The 20364-nt window shown below is 66.3% G+C and carries 22 protein-coding genes; 8 read left to right on the top strand and 14 right to left on the bottom strand.

Annotated features, from left to right (window positions below; genetic code table 11):
• Position 1: 1 nt before the first annotated feature.
• Positions 2-436, top strand: a complete 435-nt coding sequence (locus tag AC07PE_RS20975) for a DoxX family protein (protein WP_498768068.1) — start codon at positions 2-4, stop codon at positions 434-436.
• Here AC07PE_RS20975 and AC07PE_RS20970 read toward each other — a convergent pair.
• On the bottom strand, positions 433-1257 hold the full coding sequence (locus AC07PE_RS20970; protein ID WP_498768066.1) for a sterol desaturase family protein: 825 nt from the start codon (positions 1255-1257) through the stop codon (positions 433-435). The two genes, AC07PE_RS20975 and AC07PE_RS20970, sit on opposite strands and share 4 nt — an antisense overlap.
• 27 nt (positions 1258-1284) lie before the next feature.
• Positions 1285-2007 carry a PEP-CTERM sorting domain-containing protein gene (locus tag AC07PE_RS20965; protein WP_498768064.1) on the bottom strand — a complete coding sequence of 241 codons (723 nt, stop codon included), beginning with the start codon at positions 2005-2007 and terminating at the stop codon, positions 1285-1287.
• 355 nt (positions 2008-2362) lie between these two features.
• Here AC07PE_RS20965 and AC07PE_RS20960 point away from each other — a divergent pair, with 355 nt between their 5' ends.
• Positions 2363-2764: a response regulator gene (locus AC07PE_RS20960; protein ID WP_498768062.1), complete on the top strand. Its 402-nt coding sequence runs from the start codon at positions 2363-2365 to the stop codon at positions 2762-2764.
• An 18-nt stretch (positions 2765-2782) separates the two neighbouring features.
• On the opposite strand, the gene AC07PE_RS20955 is transcribed toward AC07PE_RS20960, so the two are convergent.
• The 7 genes from AC07PE_RS20955 to AC07PE_RS20925 form a co-directional block, all read right to left on the bottom strand.
• The gene (locus AC07PE_RS20955) at positions 2783-3451 is read right to left on the bottom strand and encodes a hypothetical protein (RefSeq protein WP_498768060.1); all 669 of its coding nucleotides are present in this window, start codon (positions 3449-3451) and stop codon (positions 2783-2785) included.
• Complete coding sequence (locus tag AC07PE_RS20950) at positions 3451-4563, bottom strand: hypothetical protein (RefSeq protein WP_498768058.1); 1113 nt, start codon at positions 4561-4563, stop codon at positions 3451-3453. The genes AC07PE_RS20955 and AC07PE_RS20950 overlap by 1 nt, the downstream gene beginning before the upstream one ends.
• A gap of 22 nt (positions 4564-4585) precedes the next feature.
• Positions 4586-5275: a toll/interleukin-1 receptor domain-containing protein gene (locus AC07PE_RS20945; protein WP_498768056.1), complete on the bottom strand. Its 690-nt coding sequence runs from the start codon at positions 5273-5275 to the stop codon at positions 4586-4588.
• Positions 5276-5294: 19 nt separating this feature from the next.
• On the bottom strand, positions 5295-6164 hold the full coding sequence (locus AC07PE_RS20940) for a Tll0287-like domain-containing protein (protein ID WP_498768054.1): 870 nt from the start codon (positions 6162-6164) through the stop codon (positions 5295-5297).
• Positions 6165-6322: 158 nt separating this feature from the next.
• Positions 6323-6853, bottom strand: coding sequence for a GNAT family N-acetyltransferase (locus AC07PE_RS20935; RefSeq protein ID WP_498768052.1), 531 nt, complete (start codon positions 6851-6853; stop codon positions 6323-6325).
• A 134-nt stretch (positions 6854-6987) separates the two neighbouring features.
• The gene (locus AC07PE_RS20930) at positions 6988-7782 is read right to left on the bottom strand and encodes a LytR/AlgR family response regulator transcription factor (RefSeq protein WP_498768050.1); all 795 of its coding nucleotides are present in this window, start codon (positions 7780-7782) and stop codon (positions 6988-6990) included.
• Positions 7779-8882, bottom strand: a complete 1104-nt coding sequence (locus tag AC07PE_RS20925) for a sensor histidine kinase (protein WP_498768048.1) — start codon at positions 8880-8882, stop codon at positions 7779-7781. Before AC07PE_RS20925 ends, AC07PE_RS20930 begins: the two co-directional genes overlap by 4 nt.
• 117 nt (positions 8883-8999) lie before the next feature.
• Between AC07PE_RS20925 and AC07PE_RS20920 the strand changes: the two genes are divergently transcribed.
• Positions 9000-10025 carry a ribonuclease Z gene (locus tag AC07PE_RS20920; protein ID WP_498768046.1) on the top strand — a complete coding sequence of 342 codons (1026 nt, stop codon included), beginning with the start codon at positions 9000-9002 and terminating at the stop codon, positions 10023-10025.
• A 31-nt stretch (positions 10026-10056) separates the two neighbouring features.
• Here the strand turns inward: AC07PE_RS20920 and ligK are convergent, their stop codons facing one another.
• Genes ligK through AC07PE_RS20905 form a run of 3 tightly spaced genes read right to left on the bottom strand, consistent with a single transcriptional unit; the run spans position 10057 to position 12923 of the window.
• The gene (gene ligK, locus AC07PE_RS20915) at positions 10057-10740 is read right to left on the bottom strand and encodes a 4-carboxy-4-hydroxy-2-oxoadipate aldolase/oxaloacetate decarboxylase (RefSeq protein ID WP_498768579.1); all 684 of its coding nucleotides are present in this window, start codon (positions 10738-10740) and stop codon (positions 10057-10059) included.
• A gap of 16 nt (positions 10741-10756) precedes the next feature.
• Positions 10757-11782 carry an amidohydrolase family protein gene (locus AC07PE_RS20910; RefSeq protein WP_498768577.1) on the bottom strand — a complete coding sequence of 342 codons (1026 nt, stop codon included), beginning with the start codon at positions 11780-11782 and terminating at the stop codon, positions 10757-10759.
• A 13-nt stretch (positions 11783-11795) separates the two neighbouring features.
• On the bottom strand, positions 11796-12923 hold the full coding sequence (locus AC07PE_RS20905) for a 4-oxalomesaconate tautomerase (RefSeq protein ID WP_498768044.1): 1128 nt from the start codon (positions 12921-12923) through the stop codon (positions 11796-11798).
• A 129-nt stretch (positions 12924-13052) separates the two neighbouring features.
• Here AC07PE_RS20905 and AC07PE_RS20900 point away from each other — a divergent pair, with 129 nt between their 5' ends.
• From AC07PE_RS20900 to AC07PE_RS20885, 4 genes are all read left to right on the top strand, one after another.
• A complete protein-coding gene (locus AC07PE_RS20900; protein ID WP_498768042.1) occupies positions 13053-14246 on the top strand; it encodes a LysR family transcriptional regulator in 1194 nt (397 codons plus the stop codon).
• A 221-nt stretch (positions 14247-14467) separates the two neighbouring features.
• The gene (locus tag AC07PE_RS20895) at positions 14468-15802 is read left to right on the top strand and encodes an MFS transporter (RefSeq protein WP_498768041.1); all 1335 of its coding nucleotides are present in this window, start codon (positions 14468-14470) and stop codon (positions 15800-15802) included.
• Positions 15803-15832: 30 nt separating this feature from the next.
• Positions 15833-17149, top strand: coding sequence for a gallate dioxygenase (locus AC07PE_RS20890; protein WP_498768039.1), 1317 nt, complete (start codon positions 15833-15835; stop codon positions 17147-17149).
• A 126-nt stretch (positions 17150-17275) separates the two neighbouring features.
• Complete coding sequence (locus tag AC07PE_RS20885) at positions 17276-18376, top strand: porin (protein ID WP_498768037.1); 1101 nt, start codon at positions 17276-17278, stop codon at positions 18374-18376.
• 537 nt (positions 18377-18913) lie between these two features.
• Here AC07PE_RS20885 and AC07PE_RS20880 read toward each other — a convergent pair.
• Complete coding sequence (locus tag AC07PE_RS20880) at positions 18914-19660, bottom strand: siderophore-interacting protein (RefSeq protein WP_498768035.1); 747 nt, start codon at positions 19658-19660, stop codon at positions 18914-18916.
• Between the two features lie 115 nt (positions 19661-19775).
• On the opposite strand from AC07PE_RS20880, the gene AC07PE_RS20875 reads away from it, so the two are divergent.
• Entirely contained in the window at positions 19776-20171 is a 396-nt protein-coding gene (locus AC07PE_RS20875) for a MarR family winged helix-turn-helix transcriptional regulator (protein ID WP_498768033.1), read from the top strand.
• Positions 20172-20197: 26 nt separating this feature from the next.
• On the opposite strand, the gene AC07PE_RS20870 is transcribed toward AC07PE_RS20875, so the two are convergent.
• A complete protein-coding gene (locus AC07PE_RS20870; RefSeq protein ID WP_498768031.1) occupies positions 20198-20341 on the bottom strand; it encodes a hypothetical protein in 144 nt (47 codons plus the stop codon).
• Positions 20342-20364: the final 23 nt, after the last annotated feature.

Raw genomic sequence — 20364 nt, 5'->3', positions numbered from 1 at the left:
CATGCAAACCACTCAGACCACGCAAGCGACGCAATACCAGACCGACGACCAGGGCAAACTGCTGCTGCGCGCCGTCCTCGCCATCCTGCTGCTGTTCCACGGCGTGTCGAAACTCATGGGCGGCATCGGCTTCATCACCGGCATGCTGGAAAAGGCCGGCCTGCCGGGTGCGCTGGGCTACCTGGTGTACATCGGCGAAGTGGTTGCGCCGCTGCTGATCCTGGTGGGTCTGTACACGCGCGCCGCCGCGCTGGTGGTGGCGATCAACATGGTCGTGGCGCTGCTGCTGGTGCACACCAAGCAGTTCTTCACCCTGAACGAGCAGGGCGGCTGGGCGCTGGAGCTGCAGGGCATGTACCTGGCCGGGGCGCTGGCGGTGGCCTTGCTGGGCGCGGGCCGCTACAGCATCGGCGGCAAGACCGGGCGCTTCAACTAGGCCCCTGGCCGCGCCTGCCTTCCGGGCGCGATCAGCGGGTCCAGCAACTGGCCCGCAAGCGAGTCCGCATGCGGCGTGTCGGTACCGTAGCGGGCCGGCCAGTGGCGCGGCAGGTAATGCGTGCCGAACAGCCGGTCCAGGAAGGGCAGGGTCGACGCGTAGTTGCGGTCGATGTGCTCATGGCGGCTGTGATGCCAGTGATGGAAGGCCGGCGTGGTCAGCAGCCATTCCAGCGGGCCCAGGCGCCAGCGCAGGTTGGCATGGATGAAGAAGCCCCAGAAGGTGCCCAGCACCAGGAGCAGGGCGGGCGCGCTGCTGCCGGCGGCGGTCGGGCCGGCCAGGCCCAGCACGTAGAGCGGGACCAGACCGAACAGGCGCGTGACGACCATGTCGACCGGATGCGTGCGGGTGTTGGCCAGGAACTGCATGTGCTCGCTGCTATGGTGCAGCGAATGGAAGCGCCACAGCCACGGCAGCTCGTGGCTGAGCCGGTGGCCCCAGTAGAAGCCGGTTTCGGCAAGCACGAAGGCAAGCGCCATGCGCACCGCCATCGGCAGCGACTGGATCGCCGCGAGCGCGGCGTCCGGCATCAGGTGCCGCCCCGCCATCGCCAGCAGGGCCGTCGGCGCAGCCAGCAGAATGCCCGGCGCCAGGCTGCTGAGGAAGTAATACGCGAGGTTGCGGCGCAGTTCGCCCCGCGCGGCTCCTTCGTGGCGCATGCCGAACCAGTGCTCGAGCGGGACGAAGATGGCGCTCAGCAGCGCCAGCCAGGCGCACAGGCGCAGGGCAAGGACGGCGGCCTCGTGCAAGGAAGCGCTCATGGTCGGCTAGCGGCGGCGCGCGGCCGCTCAGGCTTTCGAACGGCGGCGGCGCGCCAGCAGGCCCGCCAGCATGGCGCCGCCCAGCAGCAGGCTGAGGGTCGACGGTTCCGGCACCGCGCTCTCCATCGATACGTTATCCAGCAGCATGAAGGGCGGCGCGCCCGGCGAACTGCCGACGGCAAGGAAGGACAGCACCTGGCTGGCGCCCGTCGCGGTGAACTGCATGGTGGCCGTCTGCCAGCCGGTGAAGCCGCCATTTTCGAGCGTCAGCTTGCCCGACTTCAGGGTGGCGCCGCCGAAACCGACCTGCCAGTAATTGTCGAGGTTCTTGCCGTTGAAGCCGGCCTGCTGGCCCATCGCGTAATCGAAGCTGAGCAGGTAGCTCGCGCCCGGCGTCAGGCCGTTGACGGTCTGCGACAGCACGCCCGGGTAGTACAGGGCATCCGAGGCGAATACCTGGCCATGTTCGGCCGACGCCGCATAGGCCTTCAGCCCGATCGCGGATGCGCTGGTCGTGATGATGCCGGTATCCAGCACGAAGTTGTAGCCGCCGTCGTTGCCGTTGCTGCTGGTCCAGCCGCTCAAGGTGCTGCGGTTGTCGGCCCCGATCGGGCTGGAGGACAGCTGCTTGTTGCTGCCGTTGGTGGTGAGTTCGAAACTGCCGTTGGCGATCAGCGGCACCGCATTGGCAAAGCTGGCGCCAAGGGCCGCGATGGCGGAAAAGGACAGCAGAATAGGCTTGATGCGCATGCGCACGCTCCGGTAAGTGACAAAAGATGGGTGGGCTGCCGGCAGGTTTTGGGCCGACGACAGCTCGACGGGCATCCGGTCGAACTGGGAGACGTGCAAATCGATGATTTCGATAAATTTATTGCACTTTTGAGATTCTAGCAGAAGATCCATGTGAAAAAGCAATAACAATTGCCGAATTTAAAAGGCCGCAACACCACAGGTACGCCCGCGCCTTTTTTTATTTCCCATGATCAAGTCTTTTCTGTGCTAGTCTGGATCCTTGCTTGAAACAAAGCCCGTTCCACCCTTCGCCTGCCCAGACTTCGCAGGATTAAGCTGTCTCCTCATGACACCCACGGTGTCGCTTGATCCTATGAACTCCTACACGATCGACTCCCCCAAGCGCGTACTGCTCATCGACGACAATGTCGATGCCGCATTCATGATGCAGGCCTTGCTGACGGCACTGGGCTTTACCGTTGAAGTTGCCAACAGCGGCAGCAAGGGCCTCGCCTTGGCGAAGACCTTCCTCCCGGAGGTCATCTTCCTCGACCTGGGCATGCCCGTGATGGACGGCTATGAAGTCGCAAAGGTGCTCAGGCAGACGCCCTTGCTCGAAGATGTCTTCTTGCTGGCCTTGACCGGCTGGAATGATATGGCCACGCGCGCCGCCGTGATAGCGGCCGGCTTCGACCGGCATCTGGTCAAGCCGCCGAACTTCGAACAGATTCATACGATGCTCGAGGCGCATTTCGAATCGCGCGCCATCGGCTGACAGCCGGCCTGGCTGCAGCTAGGCGGGACGCCGCTGCAGGTAGTCGCGCAGGGCGCAGGGCGCCGGATCGCGCTGCAAGCCGCCCGCGCCATCCATCGTCAGCAAGGCGGGCAGCGTATTCTCCATCGCGCCGGTGCCGCCGGCACGCCGCGCCGGCAGGTGCAGTACGGCCCGTCCCGGGCTGGCCAAGGTGCGCATCACCACGTCGAAGGTGCCGCCGGGCTGGCGCTCGGCGCCGGTGTCGCCATCCCATAGCGCCACCAGCAGCTTGGCATGGGCCGCCAGATAGTCGCCCAGCCGCACGTAGGGCGCGGCGCCCTCCAGCGCACCGCCATCCGCAGGCACCTCGAACACGTCCTCCGCGCGGGCCCGCAAGGCCAGATAGCTGTCGCGGAAAGCCGTGGACCCCGGCTCCTCCTGGCTCGCGAGATAGGCCGCCTCCGGCATCGGCAGCGGCACCAGCAAGCGCACGCGATGCGCGCCCAGCCGCGCCTGCAGGTCCAGCGCCTGTTCCGCAAACAGCTGGTCGGCGCCGGCCGCCAGCGCGGACAGGCAGTCCAGCGGCGCCATCTGCGCGATCTCCTCCAGCGCCGCAGACAGCTGCACGCGCAGCCGCGCGACATCGTCCGCATGCAGCGCGCGATGCCCGCTGACCGCGAGCACGAGGGGAGAAGTGGCCGCCATCATCAGCCCAGGTGGTACATGCCTTTTTCGCCGAACAGGCGGTGCCAGTCATGGACTTCGGACATCAGCAGTTCGACCAGGTTGGCCAGGTGTTCCTGCACCTCGGCGATGCCGGCATCGGGCGCCATCGGCAGGTTCAGCCAGGCGTCCAGGCGGTGCGCCATCGAGCCGTAGGACGCGGTCAGGCGCTCCGATTCTTCCTGCGCCGTGAAGCCCTGCAGCGAGGCGGCAAAGGCCGGCACGCCGGTCGAGATCATGGTCAGCGCCGGCGCGTGCCAGATCAGGTGGGCCATCACCGCCGCGATCGTGACCGCGAAGCCGCCCTGCGACACCGCGTGGACGCGGTGGACGATCGCCTGTTCCTCCTGCGCGCGGCGGCAGTGGTAGCGCAGCTGCTGGCGCGCGAGCTGGCGCGCATACTCCAGCGCGGTCGTGGTGTAGGTCCATTCGTCGTCGCGGCAGACGCGTTCCAGCTGCGCCAGCAGGGCCGCGCGGACCTGGTGCCGTTCGTGCTCGTGCGCGGCGGCGCGCGCATCCACGCTTGCGTGATGGTGGCTGGAGAGGGCGGCCAGGTGCGGCGGCAGGGCCGCGTCCTCGGCGTCGAGCTCCTGGTCCGCGCGGCCGTGCAGCCACACCGGCGCGCGTTCCTGGTCCAGCGCCACCAGTACCGGCAGGCAGCGCAGGAACTCCGCGTGGAAGCGCAGGCCCAGCCAGTGCTCGTGCCAGTTGATGCGGTGCGCGTTGCGGAAGGTGATGAACAGCACGATCAGCGTCAGCAGCTCGCCCACCGACACCAGCAGGCGCACCGTCTCCGAGGTGGAAGCCACGCCCCATGCCGCCAGCAGCACCGCCAGCGCCGCGCAGCCGTACAGCACCGTGTAGGCATCGCGCGCGCAGCCGCCGATGCGCTGCGCCAGCGTATCGGAGTCAATCAAAGCGGAGGTCACGCGCTGCAGCAGGGCCGGCCCGATCAGGCGGCCGAGCAGGGCCTGGCTGCTGTCCTGGGACGGCGCCGCCGGCAGGTCGTGCGCCTCCCAGCCGGCCAGCAGCACGCGTTTACGGAAGAAATTGCGGATGCGGCCGGCGCTGCGGCAGCGGATCTCGGACTGGGACATGAATGGATCGTGCTCGAGGTGCTTAATTGGCCTGGGCGCCGCAGCGGCTCAGGAAGTGTTTGCGCTCCACCGCGTCGTCGATCTCCAGCGCCACCGCGGCGATCACGTCCTGGCGGCTGCGGCCGGGCACGGCCGCGCGCTTGACCAGCTGGCGCGCGATCGGGCCGAGGATGCGGGCCAGTTCGAGGGCCACCGGTTCCTGCTCGGCCGGCTGCAGTGAAGGCGCGGCTATGTGGGTGGCGGCTGGCGCGGCCGGCACCACGATGGGCGCGGACGGCGCCGGCGCCGGCGCCAGGTCCTGCGCGGCGCGCGCGCCCAGCACGGCGGTGACGGACTGCTGGAGCTCGGCCAGGCTGGCGTCGAGGTCGCGGCCGAAGGCATCCAGCCAGTGCTGGGTGCTGATGAAATACTCCAGGCTCTTGGACGGCGCCACCGCTTCGATGCGGAAGGGCAGGATGGTCAGGCCCTTGTTCACCGCGCGCTCGACTTCGCGCCGCACCTGCGGCGAGTTGTTCGAGCTGGACGAGAAGATCAGCAGCAGGATGCGGCACTGGTCCATGCCGTTGATGATGGCTTCAGCCCAGTCTTCGCTGGGCCGGATGTCGCGCGGCGCCACCCAGCAGCGCACGCCGGCGCGTTCCAGACAGTGGCAGATCGCGTCGGCGTGGCTCTTGTCGACATGGGAGTGGCTGAGGAAGACGTCGTAGGCCATGGTTCAATCCAGCAGAAGTTCAGTCCAGAAGCGCGAGGGCTTTTTCCATACTGCGGCGCATGCGCGTGAAGGCGGTACTGAGCACCGCCAGTTCGTCGCTGCCGCCTTTCGGGAAGGGCTCGACGTCGGCGCGGCCTTCGCTGACGGCATCCGCGATGCGGGCGATGCGGTGCATGGGCCGCAGCACCAGCCAGTACATCACCGCGTTCACGAACAGCAGCAGGGCGGCGAAGGACAGGGCGAAGCCGGTCATGATCATGTTGACCGTGCGGTCGGCCTTGCGCATCGCCACGTCCAGCGGCACCGAGACGATCTGGCTGCCGATCACTTCGCCCAGCTTCCAGCCAAAGCCGTTGTTCGCGCCGTACAGGGCGACCATGCTGGCGGGCGCCGCGGCCGGGGTGCTGTGGCAGCTCAGGCACTGGGCGTCGTTGATGCGGATCGGGTGCGCCAGGTAGAGCGAGGGGCCGGATTCGCTGTTGCGCTGGCCGATGAATTCCTTGGTATCCGGATGGTCGCGCAGGCGCTGCACCACGTCCGCTTCCCAGTCGACCACGCGGTCGCGCGGATTGGTCGGGTTCAGCGTCGCTTCCTTGTACGAGTAGTCGGGATTCGACTTGTGCAGGGCCGCGAAGCTCTGGGTCGCCGCGTAGGACGGCACGGTCTGCGGCAGGAAGGTCTTCAGCAGCTGCGGCGTCAGCAGGGGCTTGATCTCGCCGGTGGTGTAGCTGCGCGCGGCCATCGCCGATTCCATCATCAGGCGCGCGCTGCCGATGACTTCTTCTTCGGCGTTCTTTTGCAGGACCTGGCGGGTAAAGAAACCGGTGGCGACAAAGCCGACGCCGAACACGGCAACCAGGCCCAGATTGATTTTGACGAGCAGCTTCATGGCGCGACCGGAAGTATGACGGGTTAAGCGCGCGATGATAGCAAAAATAATACTCTTTGTAGAAAGTATTTATGCCTTGTTGTCTAGATTCCGACACACCCGCCCGTCCGCTAGAGGCGTAGCCCGTCAGGAACCGCTTCCCGCGCAGTCCTGCAAGCCTAAGCGACCGAGCCTGCCCGCTGCCGCGTATACATGCCGACCGCTTTGCCGTATATCTCGGTGTCCGTTTCATACCTCAGGCCAAGGCGCGCGGCAACGCGCAGCGACGATTCATTGGCTGAAGTGATGAGCGCTCGAACTTTTGGTTCGCCTCGGATGGCGAACGCATGGTGCAAGACTGCCGCCGCCGCTTCGTTCGCGAATCCTTGGCCCCAAAAGGTGCGATAAGTGTTCCAGCCAAGCTCCATCACGGTAGATTCCTCGCGAAAGAACGCGCCCACGGTCCCGACGAGGCGACCGGTCTCGTTTTCCTCGACAGCCCACCAGCCGGCGCCATGTATGAGCCAGAGTCCCGCTTGCGAACAGAAGATTCGCCATGCAGCATGGCGGTCGGCCTGGACCAGGTGGGCCGCGCTGACTGGGTCGGCCAGATGCGTTGCGAATGCGTCGAAGTCTTCCCGTCGATATTCACGAAGCGTGAGGCGCTCAGTTTGAAGGTGGGGAACAGATGTGATGAATTCACTATTCATGGGCTGGAGTCCGTGTTGTTTTTGCAAGGGGCTGCTTGTGGTCATACCCAGCCGTTTAGCAAAGCATAGCAGGCTGACGTCGACAGGCAGCATAAACCGCACTGCTGTAAATCGGATTCCAGCATCGCGCGGCCTCACATCTGCTTGAACAAATGCGCGAACAGCGGACTGACCTTCAGCCGGTCCGATCGCCCGTGCAGCGCCAGGCTCAGCTTGCCGGTCTCATCGCGGCTGGCGCTGGCCACCTGCTTCATGTTGACGATGCTGCTGCGGCTGACCTGGCAGAACTGGCCCGGGTCCAGCTGCGCCATCAGCTCCTTGAGCGGCAGCCGGATCAGCGCCTCGCTGTCGGCGGTGGCGACGTTGACGTACTTGTCCAGCGCCTGGAAGTAGACCACGTCCTGCACAGGGATCAGGCGCACCACGTTGCCGACCGCCGCGCGGATCGTGCTCAGGCGTTCCGGCGCTTGCGCCTGCGGCAGCAGGACGCGCATCTGCTCGACCAGCTGGGCCAGTCCGCCGCCATCCTGGCGCGCATCGAGGCGGGCGCGCAGACGCTCCACGGTGCGGCGCAGCCGTTCGTCGCTCACCGGCTTCAGCACGTAGTCGGCGGCGGCCTGCTCGAAGGCCTTCAGCGCGTAGTCGTCGTAGGCGGTGACGAACACCACTTCCGGGAAGGGCCGGGCGCCGTCCCAGCGCTCGGCCAGTTCCTCGGCCGCTTCCAGCCCGGTCTGGCCGGGCATCTTGATGTCGAGGAAGAGGACGTCGGGATGCAGCGCCAGCGCCTGCTCGACGGCGGCCAGGCCGTTCGGCGCGGTGGCGACGATCTCGAGTCCGGGCCACAGCCGCTGCAGCGACTGGGCGAGGATGGCGGCGAGGATGGGCTCGTCCTCGGCGATCAGGGCGCGGACGGGGCAGGCAGTGTTCATGCGAACTCCAGGGGTAGGGAAAGCCGGGCCAGGGTGCCTTGCGGCGGGGAGGGCAGCAGTTCGACGCCGGCGCGATCGCCGTACAGCACCTGCAAGCGCTCGCGGGTGGTGGCCAGGCCGATGCCGCCGCCCTCGTGCGGCGCGGCCCGGTCCAGGCCCAGCCCGGTGTCGCATACGGTGATTTCCAGCTGGCCGGCGCGCTGCACGGCCTCGATCGTCACGCTGCCGCCGTCGATCTTCGGCTCGAGCCCGTGGACGACGGCGTTCTCGACGAGCGGCTGCAGCAGCATGGTTGGCAGGCGCGCGGAGCGCAAGGCGTCCGGCAGGTGGCAGCGGTAGGCCAGGCGTGAGCCCATGCGCACCATCATCAGGCCGAGGTAGGCCTCGAGCGCGGCGAATTCCTGGTCCAGCGTGGTGGTTTCCATGCGCGAGACGCTCAGGGTGGCGCGCAGGTACTGGATCAGCTGGTCGAGCATGCGGCTGGCCTGCTGCGGGTCGATGGCGATCAGGCCCTGCAGGTTGGCCAGGGTGTTGAACAGCATGTGCGGCTCGATCTGGGCCTGCAGCAGGCGCAGCTGGGCCTGCAGGGCCTGGCGCTCGACGGCCGCGGCGCGGACGATGGCGTCGCTGCGCTCCAGTTTGATGCGCTCGAGGCGCTCGCGGCTGACGATCACCAGCGAGAACGCGGCAATGCACAGCATCGAGAACAGGATCATGCTGACCTGGCGCGGGTTCGGGTAGCTGGCCAGGCTGGGCCATGTCTCGCCCTGCAGCATGGCGCCGAGCACGATGCCGCAGTAGTGCGCCACCGGCGCGGTCGCCACGATCAGGGCGATGAAGGGCGGCCAGCTGTGGGGCCGGCGCGAAGGGTCGTTCCAGAAGGCCAGGCGGGCGCCGTCGACGACGATCGTGGCGATGGTGCCGATGCAGGTCGAGTAGATCATCTGGCTGGCCAGGATCTGCGGCCGGCCTTCCACCAGCGTGATCAGGACCCCGGTCAGCGCGCTGTAGAAGGCGGCCAGGCGCAGGTCCCGGAGGAAGCGCTGCAGGCGCTGCGGCATGGCCGGGCGCGGCGGCATGGTATCGATGAGGCTTGTCATTCGGGCATTGTGCCCAGCCGCGGCGCCGGCGGCAAGACGGGATGCGACGAAGCCGTACCTGGATGCCGCGAAACCGGATTGGGGCGGCATGAAACGAAACCGGGGAGATCCCCGCGCATGCGGGATAATGCCGACAAGACCTACGCGCAGGAGAAAAACAACATGGAGTTCCAGTTCCTCGGCACCTCATCTGGCACCCCAAGCAAGTCCCGCAACGTGACCGCGCTGGCGCTGCGCTCGCTGGGCGCCTCGCGCGCGGCGCGCCACTGGTCGCTGGTCGACTGCGGCGAGGGCACCCAGCACCGCATCCTGCGCACGCCCTGGTCGCTGCACGAGCTGGCGGCCATCTTCATCACCCACATGCACGGCGACCACTGCTACGGCTTGCCCGGCCTGCTGGCCAGCGCCGGCATGCTGAACCGCACGGCGCCGTTGATCCTGGTGGGCCCGGCGCCGCTGCGGCCTTTTCTCGAGGGCGTGATGGCGACCACCGAACTGGGTTTGCCGTTCCCCATCGAGTTCGTCGACGTGAGGGAGCTGGAGGGCGCCGCACCGCTGCCGGACCTGATCGTGCGGGCGACCGCGCTGTCGCACCGCATGCCCTCCTGGGCCTACAGCTTCACGGAGCGGCAGGTGGAACGCAAGCTCGATACGGCCAAGCTGGAGGCGGGCGGCGTGGCGCGCGGCGAAGCCTGGGGCACGCTGCAGCACGGCCACGAGGTGGTGCTGGACGACGGCCGCGTGCTGCAGCCGCAGGACTGGCTGCTGCCGGGCCGCAAGCCTAGGAAGGTGATCGTCGGCGGCGACAACGACACGCCATGCCTGCTGATCGAGGAGGCGCGCGACGCCGAGGTGCTGATCCACGAGGCCACCTACACGGAAGAGGTATTGAAGAAGGTCGGACCAGGTCCCCAGCACAGCTCCGCGCGCATGACGGCGTCAAGCGCGGCGGCGGCCGGGGTGCCCAACCTGGTGCTGACACATTTCAGCCCGCGCTACCAGGAAGGGGAGGGCTCGCCGTCGATCAGGGACATCGAGAACGAGGCGCGCGAGGTGTATGGCGGACAGCTATTCCTGGCACGGGATTTCGACCGTTACCAGCTGGACCGTGAGGGGCGGCTCAGCATGAGCTTCAGTCGCTGAGCTTCAGTCGCTGAGTTTCAGTCGCTGAGTTTCAGTCGATGTATTTGAGCCCGGCCTTTGCCAGCGGCTCACGCATGTCGTACATGTCCAGCCCCAGCACGCCCGAGGCCAGCCTGGCGCGCTTCTCGCCTTCCATGTCTTCGCGCTTCTGCGCGGCGTCGGCCACGCGCGCCGCATCTCCGGCCGGTACCACCACTACGCCATCGTCATCCGCCACCACCGCATCGCCCGGATTGACGAAGGCGCCGGCGCAGATCACTGGAACGTTGACCGAGCCGAGGGTCGCCTTGATCGTGCCCTTCGAGCTGATCGCCTTCGACCATACCGGGAAGCCCATCTCCTTCAGCACGCGCACGTCGCGCACGCCGGCGTCGATAATCAAGGCCCTGGCGCCGCGCGCCATGAAGCTGGTCGCCAGCAGGTCGCCGAAGAAGCCGTCGGTGCAATCGGCGGTGAGGGCGGCGACGACGATATCGCCTGGCTGGATCTGCTCGGCCGCAACGTGCAGCATCCAGTTGTCGCCCGGGTGCAGCAGCACGGTGACGGCGCTGCCGCCGACCTGGACGCCCGGCCAGATCGGGCGCATGTAAGGTTTCATCAGGCCGACGCGACCCATGGCTTCGTGCACGGTGGCGCTGCCGAAGCCGGCCAGTCGCTCTACGGCGCCGCGGTTGGCGCGTTCGATGTTGCGCTTGACGATGCCGAGCTGGTTCATGAGAGGTGTAGTCATCCTAGAATCCTTTTTGTTTGAGGACGGCGTCCAGGCGGGGATAGACCTTGCGCGCATTGCCCTCGAAAATCTGGAAGCGGTCTTCATCGCTCAGCGCGGCGGCCTGGATGTAGCGTTTGGTGTCGTCGTAGTAGTGGCCGGTTTCCGGATCGATGCCGCGAACGGCGCCGATCATCTCGGACGCGAACAGCACGTTCTTCACCGGGATTACCTTGGTAAGCAGGTCGATGCCCGGCTGGTGATAGACGCAGGTGTCGAAGAAAATATTATTCAGCAGGTGCTCCTGCAGCAGCGGCTTCTTCATCTCCTGGGCCAGACCGCGGAAGCGTCCCCAGTGGTAGGGCACCGCGCCGCCGCCGTGCGGGATCAGGAACTTCAGGGTCGGGAAGTCCTTGAAAAGATCGCTGGTCAGGCACTGCATGAAGGCGGTGGTGTCCGCGTTCAGGTAGTGCGAGCCGGTCGTGTGGAAGCAGGGATTGCAGCTGGTCGAGACGTGAATCATGGCCGGGATGTCGTACTCGACCATCTTTTCGTAGATCGGGTACCAGGAACGATCGAACAGCGGCAGCGAGTTCCAGTGGCCGCCGGACGGGTCCGGGTTCAGGTTGATGCCGACCATGCCGTATTCCCTGATGCAGCGCTCCAGCTCTGGAATGCAGGTCTTGGGGGCGACGCCGGGCGATTGCGGCAGCATGGCCGCGCCGATGAAGTTATCCGGGAACAGCTGGGACACGCGGTAGCACAGCTCATTGCAGATCGCGGCCCAGGTGGCGCTGGTCTCGTAGTTGCCAATGTGGTGGGCCATGAAGCTGGCACGCGGCGAGAAGACGGTCAGGTCCGAGCCGCGTTCCTTCATCAGGCGCAGCTGGTTGTTCTCTATCGATTCGCGTAATTCATCGTCGCTGATGCGCAGGTCGGACACGCGCGGGCCGAGTGAAGGCAACTTCAGGTTGGCGACCTGCTGATTGCGCCATTCCTCCAGCGCTTTCGGCGCGGTCGTGTAATGGCCGTGGCAGTCGATGACCAGGGGCTCTCTCATATTAATTTCCTCTCCAGATGTCTTCTGAAATCAGTACTTCGCCGCGCATGATCGGGCGTGCGGTGCGCAGCAGTGCGGTGCGTACGACCTTTTGGGGGTTGTTCGCGTCGAGTCCGAGCTCGACGCTGAATTCGCCGGTCGGGTGTTCGACCGAGACGGTTTTGGTGAGGCCTTCCGGCACCTGGGCGATACCCTGAGTGACCGAGCCTTCGAGCACGGAGGCGGTGGCGACGGTGACGGCGGCCAGCACCCCGATCGCTTCATGGCAGACGTGCGGAATGAAGCAGCGGGTGGCGACATTGCCGCCGTCGCGTGGCGGGGCGACCAGGCACATCTTCGGATAGCTTTTGGTTTTGACGTCGCCCAGGCCCATCAGCGGACCGACGCTCAGGCGCAGGGCTTCCAGCTTCGCCTTCAGGGCTTCGTTGGCGTTCAACTCGGCCACGCCTTCGTAACCCGTGACGCCCAAGTCGGTGGCACGCACCAGAACCATGGGCATGCCGTTGTCGATCAGGGTGGCTTCGATCTCGAAGGCTTCCTCGCCCTCGACGCGCACGCGGTCCAGCACCCGACCACTGGGCAGCAGGGAAGGGCAGACCGAACCAGCCGTATCCAGAAAATTGATGCTGATCGGCGCCGCCGTGCCGGGCACGCCGTCGATGCGCGCATCCCCCGTGTATTGCAAGCGCCCGTTCGGGGTCGGCACGGTGATCTCGCATTGCATGCCGGTGTTCAGGGTCAGCACCCGCGCCGTGGTACTGCCGTCGCCAACCGGCAGCAGGCCGCGTTCGAGCGCGAAGGGCAGCACGGCGGCCAGCATGTTGCCGCAGTTGGGCGAGGTGTCGACCCTGTCCCTGTCCGGCTGCAGCTGGGCGAACAGAAAGTCGAGGTCGACGCCGGGCGTGGTGCTGGGGCGGACGATGCCGACCTTGCTGGTCAGCGGATGCGCGCCGCCCAGGCCGTCGATCTGGCGCTTGTCGGGCGAGCCCATGGCGGCCAGCAGCACGCGGTCGCGCAGTTGCGGGTCCGCGGGCAGTTCGGATTCGAGGAAGAAGGGACCGCGCGAGGTACCGCCGCGCATCAGCATGCAGGGCACCGGGGTGAGGTCGGAATGGGCTTGTTGGTTCATGGTCTGCTGGCTGTGACGATCGTCCGTCGGATGCTGACAGTATCGGCTGCGGCCTTGCCGCCTTGGTTGCTTTATGGGCACTGATTTGTTCTAATCTGCTTATCGACCTGTCTCGCCGAAGCATCTCTCATGTCTCTCGTCAGCCTTCGCCATCTCCACGCCTTCAGTGCCGTCGCGGCAGCCGGCGGCATCCGCCGCTCCTCCGAAAGCCTGTTCCGCGCTTCCTCGGCGGTGGCGCGCTCGGTGGCCGCGCTGGAGTCGGCGCTCGAGGTCCAGCTATTCGAACGCAAGGGCCGCGGCATGCTGCTGACGGCGGCCGGGGAGCTGGTGCGGCTGCGCGCCGACCGTATCGAGGCCGAGCTGCGCGACGTGCGTGACGACGCCCTGCGCCAGCGCGCCAAGGTCGGCGGCATCGAGGCCCTGCTGAACGAAAGGCGCCTGCAGGCTGCGGCCCTGCTGGCGGAGATGCACTACATGCCGGGCGTGGCGCAGGCGATGGGGACCTCGCAGTCGGCGGTCAGCCAGGCCATTGCGCGTTTGGAGGACATGCTCGGCATGCCGCTGTTTCTGCGCACCGCGCACGGCATGCTGCCCACCGATGCGGGGCGGCGCTGGATCGGGCACTTCGAGCGCGTGCTGGCCGAACTGCGCCATATTCCCGATGACATCGCCGCGCTGGCCGGGGTGGTACAGGGCACGGTGACCATTGGCGCGCTGCCGCTGGCGCGCTCGCAGCTGCTGCCGGCGGCCATTGCGGCGGTACTGCGGCAGCATCCGCGACTGCAGATCCGTTCGCTCGAAAGTCCTTATGACGAACTCAGCGCCGGGGTGCTGAGCGGCCGCATCGATTTCATCATCGGCGCCCTCCGCCCGGCGGTCGGCGATGCCTTCGTGTCGAGCGCGCTGTTCCAGGACAAGGCGGTATTGGTGGCGCGCACCGGCCATCCGCTGGCAGCCGGCACCCACCTGGGGCTGGCGGACCTGGCCGGCTATCCCTGGGTGCTGGGACGCGCCGGCACCCCCTTGCGCGAATCGATCGAGAGCTTCTTCCGCAGCCAGGGTGCGGAGCCGCCGGTGCCGGCCGTCGAAACCGGCGACCTGGCACTGTTGCGCGGCCTGCTGCTCGAGAGCGACATGCTGACCGTGCTGTCTGCGCGCCAGCTGCATCACGAGGTGCGTACCGCCCAGCTGGTGGTGCTGCCGCTCGAAATGCCGGGGCTGGAAAGGCGCATCGGCGTGACCACGCGCCGTGGCGCCCACCTGTCTCCCGGCGCGCGTGCGCTGCTCACGGAAATCGAACACGCCAGCGGCGCCTGGGCCTGAGTCGCCGTCCCTGCATCCATGCTTTCCGGCTTTACATTGCTTAACGCTGATAAGCAGATTGCAACACTGCGCCAGCCGAAAGCAATACATCGGCACAAGTAAAAACCTACACTGTTTGGCAAGTCGCACCCCCATTCCGGGTGCCACGAAGGCGCACGGCCGCTATCACGACAAGACGGCAGGCGTCTTTCCATTACTTGCGTATTCGACCTGGAGACATAATGAATACAGTACAGACGCTCGATGTGCGCCAGCACATCAACAACCGCAAGATGTCCGGCTATCAGTGGCTCTTGCTCTTCCTTTGCTTCCTGATCGTCACCACCGACGGCATGGACGTCGCGATCATAGGTTTCCTGGCGCCGTCGATCACGAAGGAGTGGGGCATTTCCAAGGCCGCTTTCGGTGTCGTCATGAGCGCCGCGCCCATCGGCCTGGCCATCGGCGCACTGCTGATCGGGCCTCTGTCCGACCGTTACGGCCGCAAGCGCCTGCTGATGCTCGCCGTCGCCTGGTTCGGCAGCTTCAGCATCCTGTCCTCGCTTGCCCAGGACGTGGTCATGCTCTCGGTCCTGCGCTTCCTGACCGGCCTCGGGCTGGGCGCGGCGATGCCGAACACCACCACGCTGCTGTCCGAGTATGTGCCCGAGAAGTCACGCGGCAAGCTCATCACCGTCATGTTCACCGGCTTTAACCTGGGCTCCGCGCTGGTCGGCTTCGGCGCGGCGCTGATCCTCGGTCCTTACGGCTGGCGCACGGTGCTGGTCGCCGGCGGCGTCATCCCGCTGCTCTGCATTCCGCTCTACCTGTTCCTGATTCCGGAATCGGTGCGCTTCATGGTCGTCAACAAATACCCGGCCGAACGCATTGCCGCCACCCTGCGCCGCGTGGTGGGCGGCGACACCTTCTCCAGCGCCACCAGCTTCACCATCAGCGAACAGAAGATCGAGAGCAAGGCCAAGGCCAAGACCCTGCTGAATCACGATTTCCGCAGCATCACCGTGTCGCTGTGGGTCACTTATTTCATGGGCCTGATGGTGATCTACCTGCTGTCCGGCTGGCTGCCGACCCTGATCAAGGATGCGGGCCTGCCGATCGAACGTGCCGCCAACATCACCGCCATGTTCCAGCTGGGCGGCACCGTGGGCGCCCTGGTGGTCGGCTACCTGATGGACAAATGGACCGCGAACAAGGTCATCGCCTCGGCCTATGTTGGCGGCGCCGCCTTCGTCCTGATCCTGGCATCCAGCAGCGTGCATTCCGCCCTGTTCTCGGTGTACGTGCTGCTGGCCGGCTTCTGCATGAGCGGCGCCCAGACCGGCCTGAACGCCTTCGCACCGTCCTGCTACCCGACCCTGGTGCGCGCCACCGGCGTCAGTTGGATGCAGGGCATCGGCCGCTTCGGCAGCATCTTCGGTTCCTTCGCCGGCGGCGTGCTGCTGAGCCTGGGCTGGGGCTTCAGCGCGGTGATCGCGATCCTCGCCATCCCGGCCACCATCGCGGCGCTGTCGATCGTGTTCACGCGCTTCGCGGCGCGCAGCCCAGTCACCGCATAAGCGCACATCAAGTTTTACAGGAAGACCATCATGGCCAACATCATCGGCGCAATCGCCTCGTCCCATACCCCGACCATCGGCTTTGCCCTGGACGCCAACAAGCAGCACGACGCCGTCTGGGCGCCGATCTTCAAGGCCTACGAGCCGGTGCGGCAGTGGCTGCATCAAAAGAAGCCCGACGTCCTGCTGGTGATCTACAACGACCACGTGACCTCCTTCTTCTTCGACCACTACTCGGCCTTCGCGCTGGGCATCGGCAGGGAGTGGAAGGTGGCCGACGAGGGCGGCGGCGCGCGCGAACTGCCGCCGGTCCTGGGCCATGCAGGCCTGGCGCGTCACATCGGCGAGTCGCTGATGGCGGACGAATTCGACATGTCTTTCTTCCAGGACAAGCCGCTCGATCACGGCTGCTTCTCGCCGCTGTCCATCATGTGGCCGCACGCCGAAGGGCAGTGGCCGGGCGCCATCGTGCCGCTGCAGTGCGGCGTGTTGCAGTTTCCGGTGCCTTCCGCGCGGCGCTGCTTCAAGCTGGGCCAGGGCCTGCGCCGCGCCATCGAGAGCTTTCCGGAAGACCTGAACGTGGCCATCGTCGCCACCGGCGGCCTGTCGCACCAGGTGCACGGCGAGCGCTGCGGCTTCAATAACACCGAATGGGACCAGCAGTTCCTGGATCTGTTCGAAAAGGATCCGGAAGTCCTGCTGAACATGACCCAGGCCGACTTTGCCCGCCTGGGCGGCTGGGAAAGCGCGGAAATCGTGATGTGGATGGTGATGCGCGGCGCCATGCCGTCCGAGCTGAACTGCCTGCACCGCGAATACTACCTGCCGTCGATGACCGGCATTGCCGTTGCCTTGTACGAGCCTGAAGTGGTCGCCGATCCGGCCCTGAACGCTCGGGCGCACGAACGGCACCGCCAGCACATGGCGCACCAGACCAAAGGCGCCGAAGCGCTCGAAGGCACGTATCCGTTCACGCTGGAACGCAGCGTGGACCACTACCGCATCAACCGCTACCTGCACCAGCTGATCGACCCCGCCTTCCGCCAGCGCTTCCTGGGCAATCCGGATTCGACCTACGAGGAAGCGGGCCTGAGCCAGGAAGAGCGCGACATGATCGATCGCCGCGACTGGCAGGCGATGATCCGCTACGGCGTGATCTTCTTCCTGCTGGAGAAGCTGGGCGCCGTGGTCGGCGTCTCCAACCTGCACATCTACGCGGCGATGCGCGGCCAGTCGCTGGAAGAGTTCCAGAAGACCCGCAACACCAAAGCCCTGTATTCGGTGGCGGGGAAGGGCGCCGCCGGCAGCGCCGCCTGGAACCAGGGCAGCACAGCAGAAACCAAGTAGCCGAAGCGCGAGCCCCGCCCGCACAAGCGCAGTTCCGGCACGCAGCCTGCCTCGCGTGGCGGGTCCGTGCGCGCGTGCGGCATCGAAACGGTATCACCAACAACAAACCGACCCTGGATAGGAAGCATGAAAAAGATCATCGCCACCGCCGCACTCGCGGCCTTCAGCAGCATCGCCCTGTCGGGCGCCGCCCATGCGCAAAGCAGCGTGCAGGTCTACGGCCTGCTCGACGCCGCCGTGGACTACAACACCAACGTCGACGCCACCGGCCGCAGCCGCGTGTGGATGCCCAGCCTGGGCGGCGGCATGTTCCCGTCGCGGCTAGGCTTCAGGGGTTCGGAAGACCTGGGCAACGGCCTGAAGGCGATTTTCACGCTGGAAGGCGGCATCTACGTCGACAGCGGCACCAGCGGCCAGGGCAACCGCCTGTTCGGCCGCCAGGCCTGGGTCGGCCTCGCCGGCAACTGGGGCCAGCTGACCCTGGGTCGCAACTACAACATGCTGTACAACTCGATGCCCGAAGTCGAGATCATCGGCCCGACCCAGTACGGCCTCGGCTCGATCGAACCGGCGATCCCGAACGGCCGCACCGACAACTCGGTGGCGTACAAGGGCACGTTCGACCGCGTGACTGTCGGCGCCAGCTACAGCCTGGGCCGCGACACCTCGAGCGCCGGCGGCCCCGGCGGCACCAACTGCGCAGGCGAGAACGGCGCCGACGCGCAGGCCTGCCGCGAGTGGTCCATCATGGCGCGCTACGACACCCCGACCTGGGGCCTGACCAGCGCCTACGACCGCAAGAACGGCGGTACCGGCGCCGCGGCCGGCCTGACCCGCAGCGACATTCAGGACAGCCGCGTGCACGTGGCCGGCTACACCAAGTTCGGCGGCTGGCGCCTGGCCTTGGGCGGCCTGCGCCGTAACAACGAAGGCGCGCCGGCGGCCCCGCGCAGCAAGCTGTTCTACTTCGACGGCGCCTACAAACTGAACGGCGCGATGACGGTCGACGGCCTGGCAGCGCGCCTGGACTACCGCGACAGCGCCAACGATACCAACCTGTATATGCTGCGCCTGATCTACGACCTGTCGAAGCGCACCTCGACATATGCGGCGATCGGGCACGTGGCCAACAAGGGCACGGCAGCGGTGGCGCTGAGCGCGGGCGGCAGTGTGGGGGCGGGCATGGCGCAGAATGGTTTCATTACCGGGATCAAGCACTCGTTCTGAGTTTGCCCAAGCAAGAGAGCCGGCGTGGGCGAATCCTCGCGCCAGCCGTTAATCGCTCCGCTGAAAGTTTCGGATAGCCTGCCTGCCGGTCAGGAGGCAGGTATCCAGTCCATATCGGAGTGCTGTCATTGGAAGCGGCTTGCATTGAAGGCAGTATGCGAGGTAGTCCTGATAGCCCCGCCTACCCAACAGGGCGTAGGAATTCAGCCCGTAGTGCAAGGCGGCCCAGGCAAGGAGCTGTATGCGATCGAGTCCATCGAGAAAAGATTCGAGGTTGTACAAAACCCAGTCGATGGAATGGGTCAGATACCGTTGCCCGGCTTGATCGATGAAATAAATCCAAGGCTCACCGCCATTCCCAAGTCCGCGATCGCCACCTGTACAGCGAAGCGGAGGTTCGGGAAATTGCTTCTACTGGAAAGGTTCGCTAGTGACGGCATCAAGAAGTTCCATTCCCGTGCTCCGGTTGCGAATTGATCAGGAATCGTCTGCAACTTTGACAGCAGCTTGCTTTCCCGGTTCCGGAACTTAGGGCGCTCAGCCCAGATCCTCGTGGTGATCCGCCACACCCTGCTTCCAGTAGGCGGACACCCGCATGTGCTGCTTGGGGACGCCTTTCTCGAGCAGCACCTGGCGCACCTGCGCCATCAAGGCCGCCTCGCCGCCGCCCCAGGCGAATCCGGTCTCCGTCGCCGGCAGATCCAGTGCCCGCAGCGCTGCCAGCAGCGCCTCGTTCGAGCTAAGCCACTGCACCTCGGCCTGCGCAGCCCCGCCAAACGCCCGCCGGTCGGCCTCGTCCGCCAGCACCAGCACGAAGGCCCGGCTCCTGGCCGGCAGCTCTTCCAGCCTGCGCGAGATCGCCGGCAGCGCCGTCGCATCGCCCACCAGCAGGTGCCAGCCGAGGGTCAAAGGCACGATCATCGAGCCGCGCGGGCCGCCCACCAGCAGGCGCTCGCCCACCTTGGCCGTGCGCGCCCAGTCGGACGCCGCGCCGCTGCCGTGCAGTGCAAACTCGATCGTCAGCTCGCGCGCTTCCCGGCTGAAGCGCCGTGGGGTATAGTCGCGCCGCAGCTGTCCTTCGCCGGCGTCGCCGAACATCAGTTTGACGTGGTCGTCGAAGCCCAGGGAAGTGAAGTCGGCCAGCGCCTCGCCCTTGAAGGTGACGGCGACGAAGCCGGGCGACAGGCTGTCGATGGCGGCCACTTCCAGGTCGCGCAGCTTGAGTTCGTGGCGCACGCGCTGCACCAGCGGCGCGGTGTCGGAGGTAGTTGTTGCGTCGTGCATCGTCGATGCTCCGTATTAGTTGATAATGTCATCCATTATGTCGAAACTAGTTGATCAAGTCAACCAAAATCCCGGCCGTCCGGTCGACGATGTATTAGAGACCATGCATGCGATCATGCATCTCTACCGTTCGGCCCAGCACCGCAGCCTGCGCGACGGCCCCAACGACCTGGCCTACATGGAGGTCAAGGCGCTGGGCTTCTTCGCCCGCCATCCGGGCGCCACGCAGAGCGAGCTGGTGGCGCATTCCGGCCGCGACAAGGCGCAGGTGGCGCGCCAGATCCGCGCTCTGCGCGAGCGCGGCCTGCTGGAAGCCCAGGCGGACGAGGCCGACCGCCGCAGCTCGCGCCTGAACCTGTCGGAAGAGGGGCGGGCCGTGCACAAGGCCCTGCACAGCAATGACGGCCGCCTGAAGGACGCTGCGCTGCAGGGCTTCAGCGAAGAAGAACAGGCCGCGCTGCGGGACCTGCTGGCGCGGGTGCGCGCCAACCTGCAGGCCATGCCCGATTAAAAGGGCAGGCTGCCCTGCGCTTCGTTCTACAGCTGGGTGTCGGAAGGGTAGGTGATGCGGGTGCCCTCAACCTGGGCGAAGGCCGTGAGCTTGTGCGGCTTCGGCGTCTGCGGGCCGATGATGTCCTCGATGCTGCGGTTCGAATGGCCGATGGTGGCGACGGTTTCCATGCTTTGATTCTTGCACAGCTGTC

The organism is Telluria sp. GW821-FHT07G12, assembly GCF_059418525.1.
This window is presented reverse-complemented; position numbering and strand designations above follow the sequence as displayed.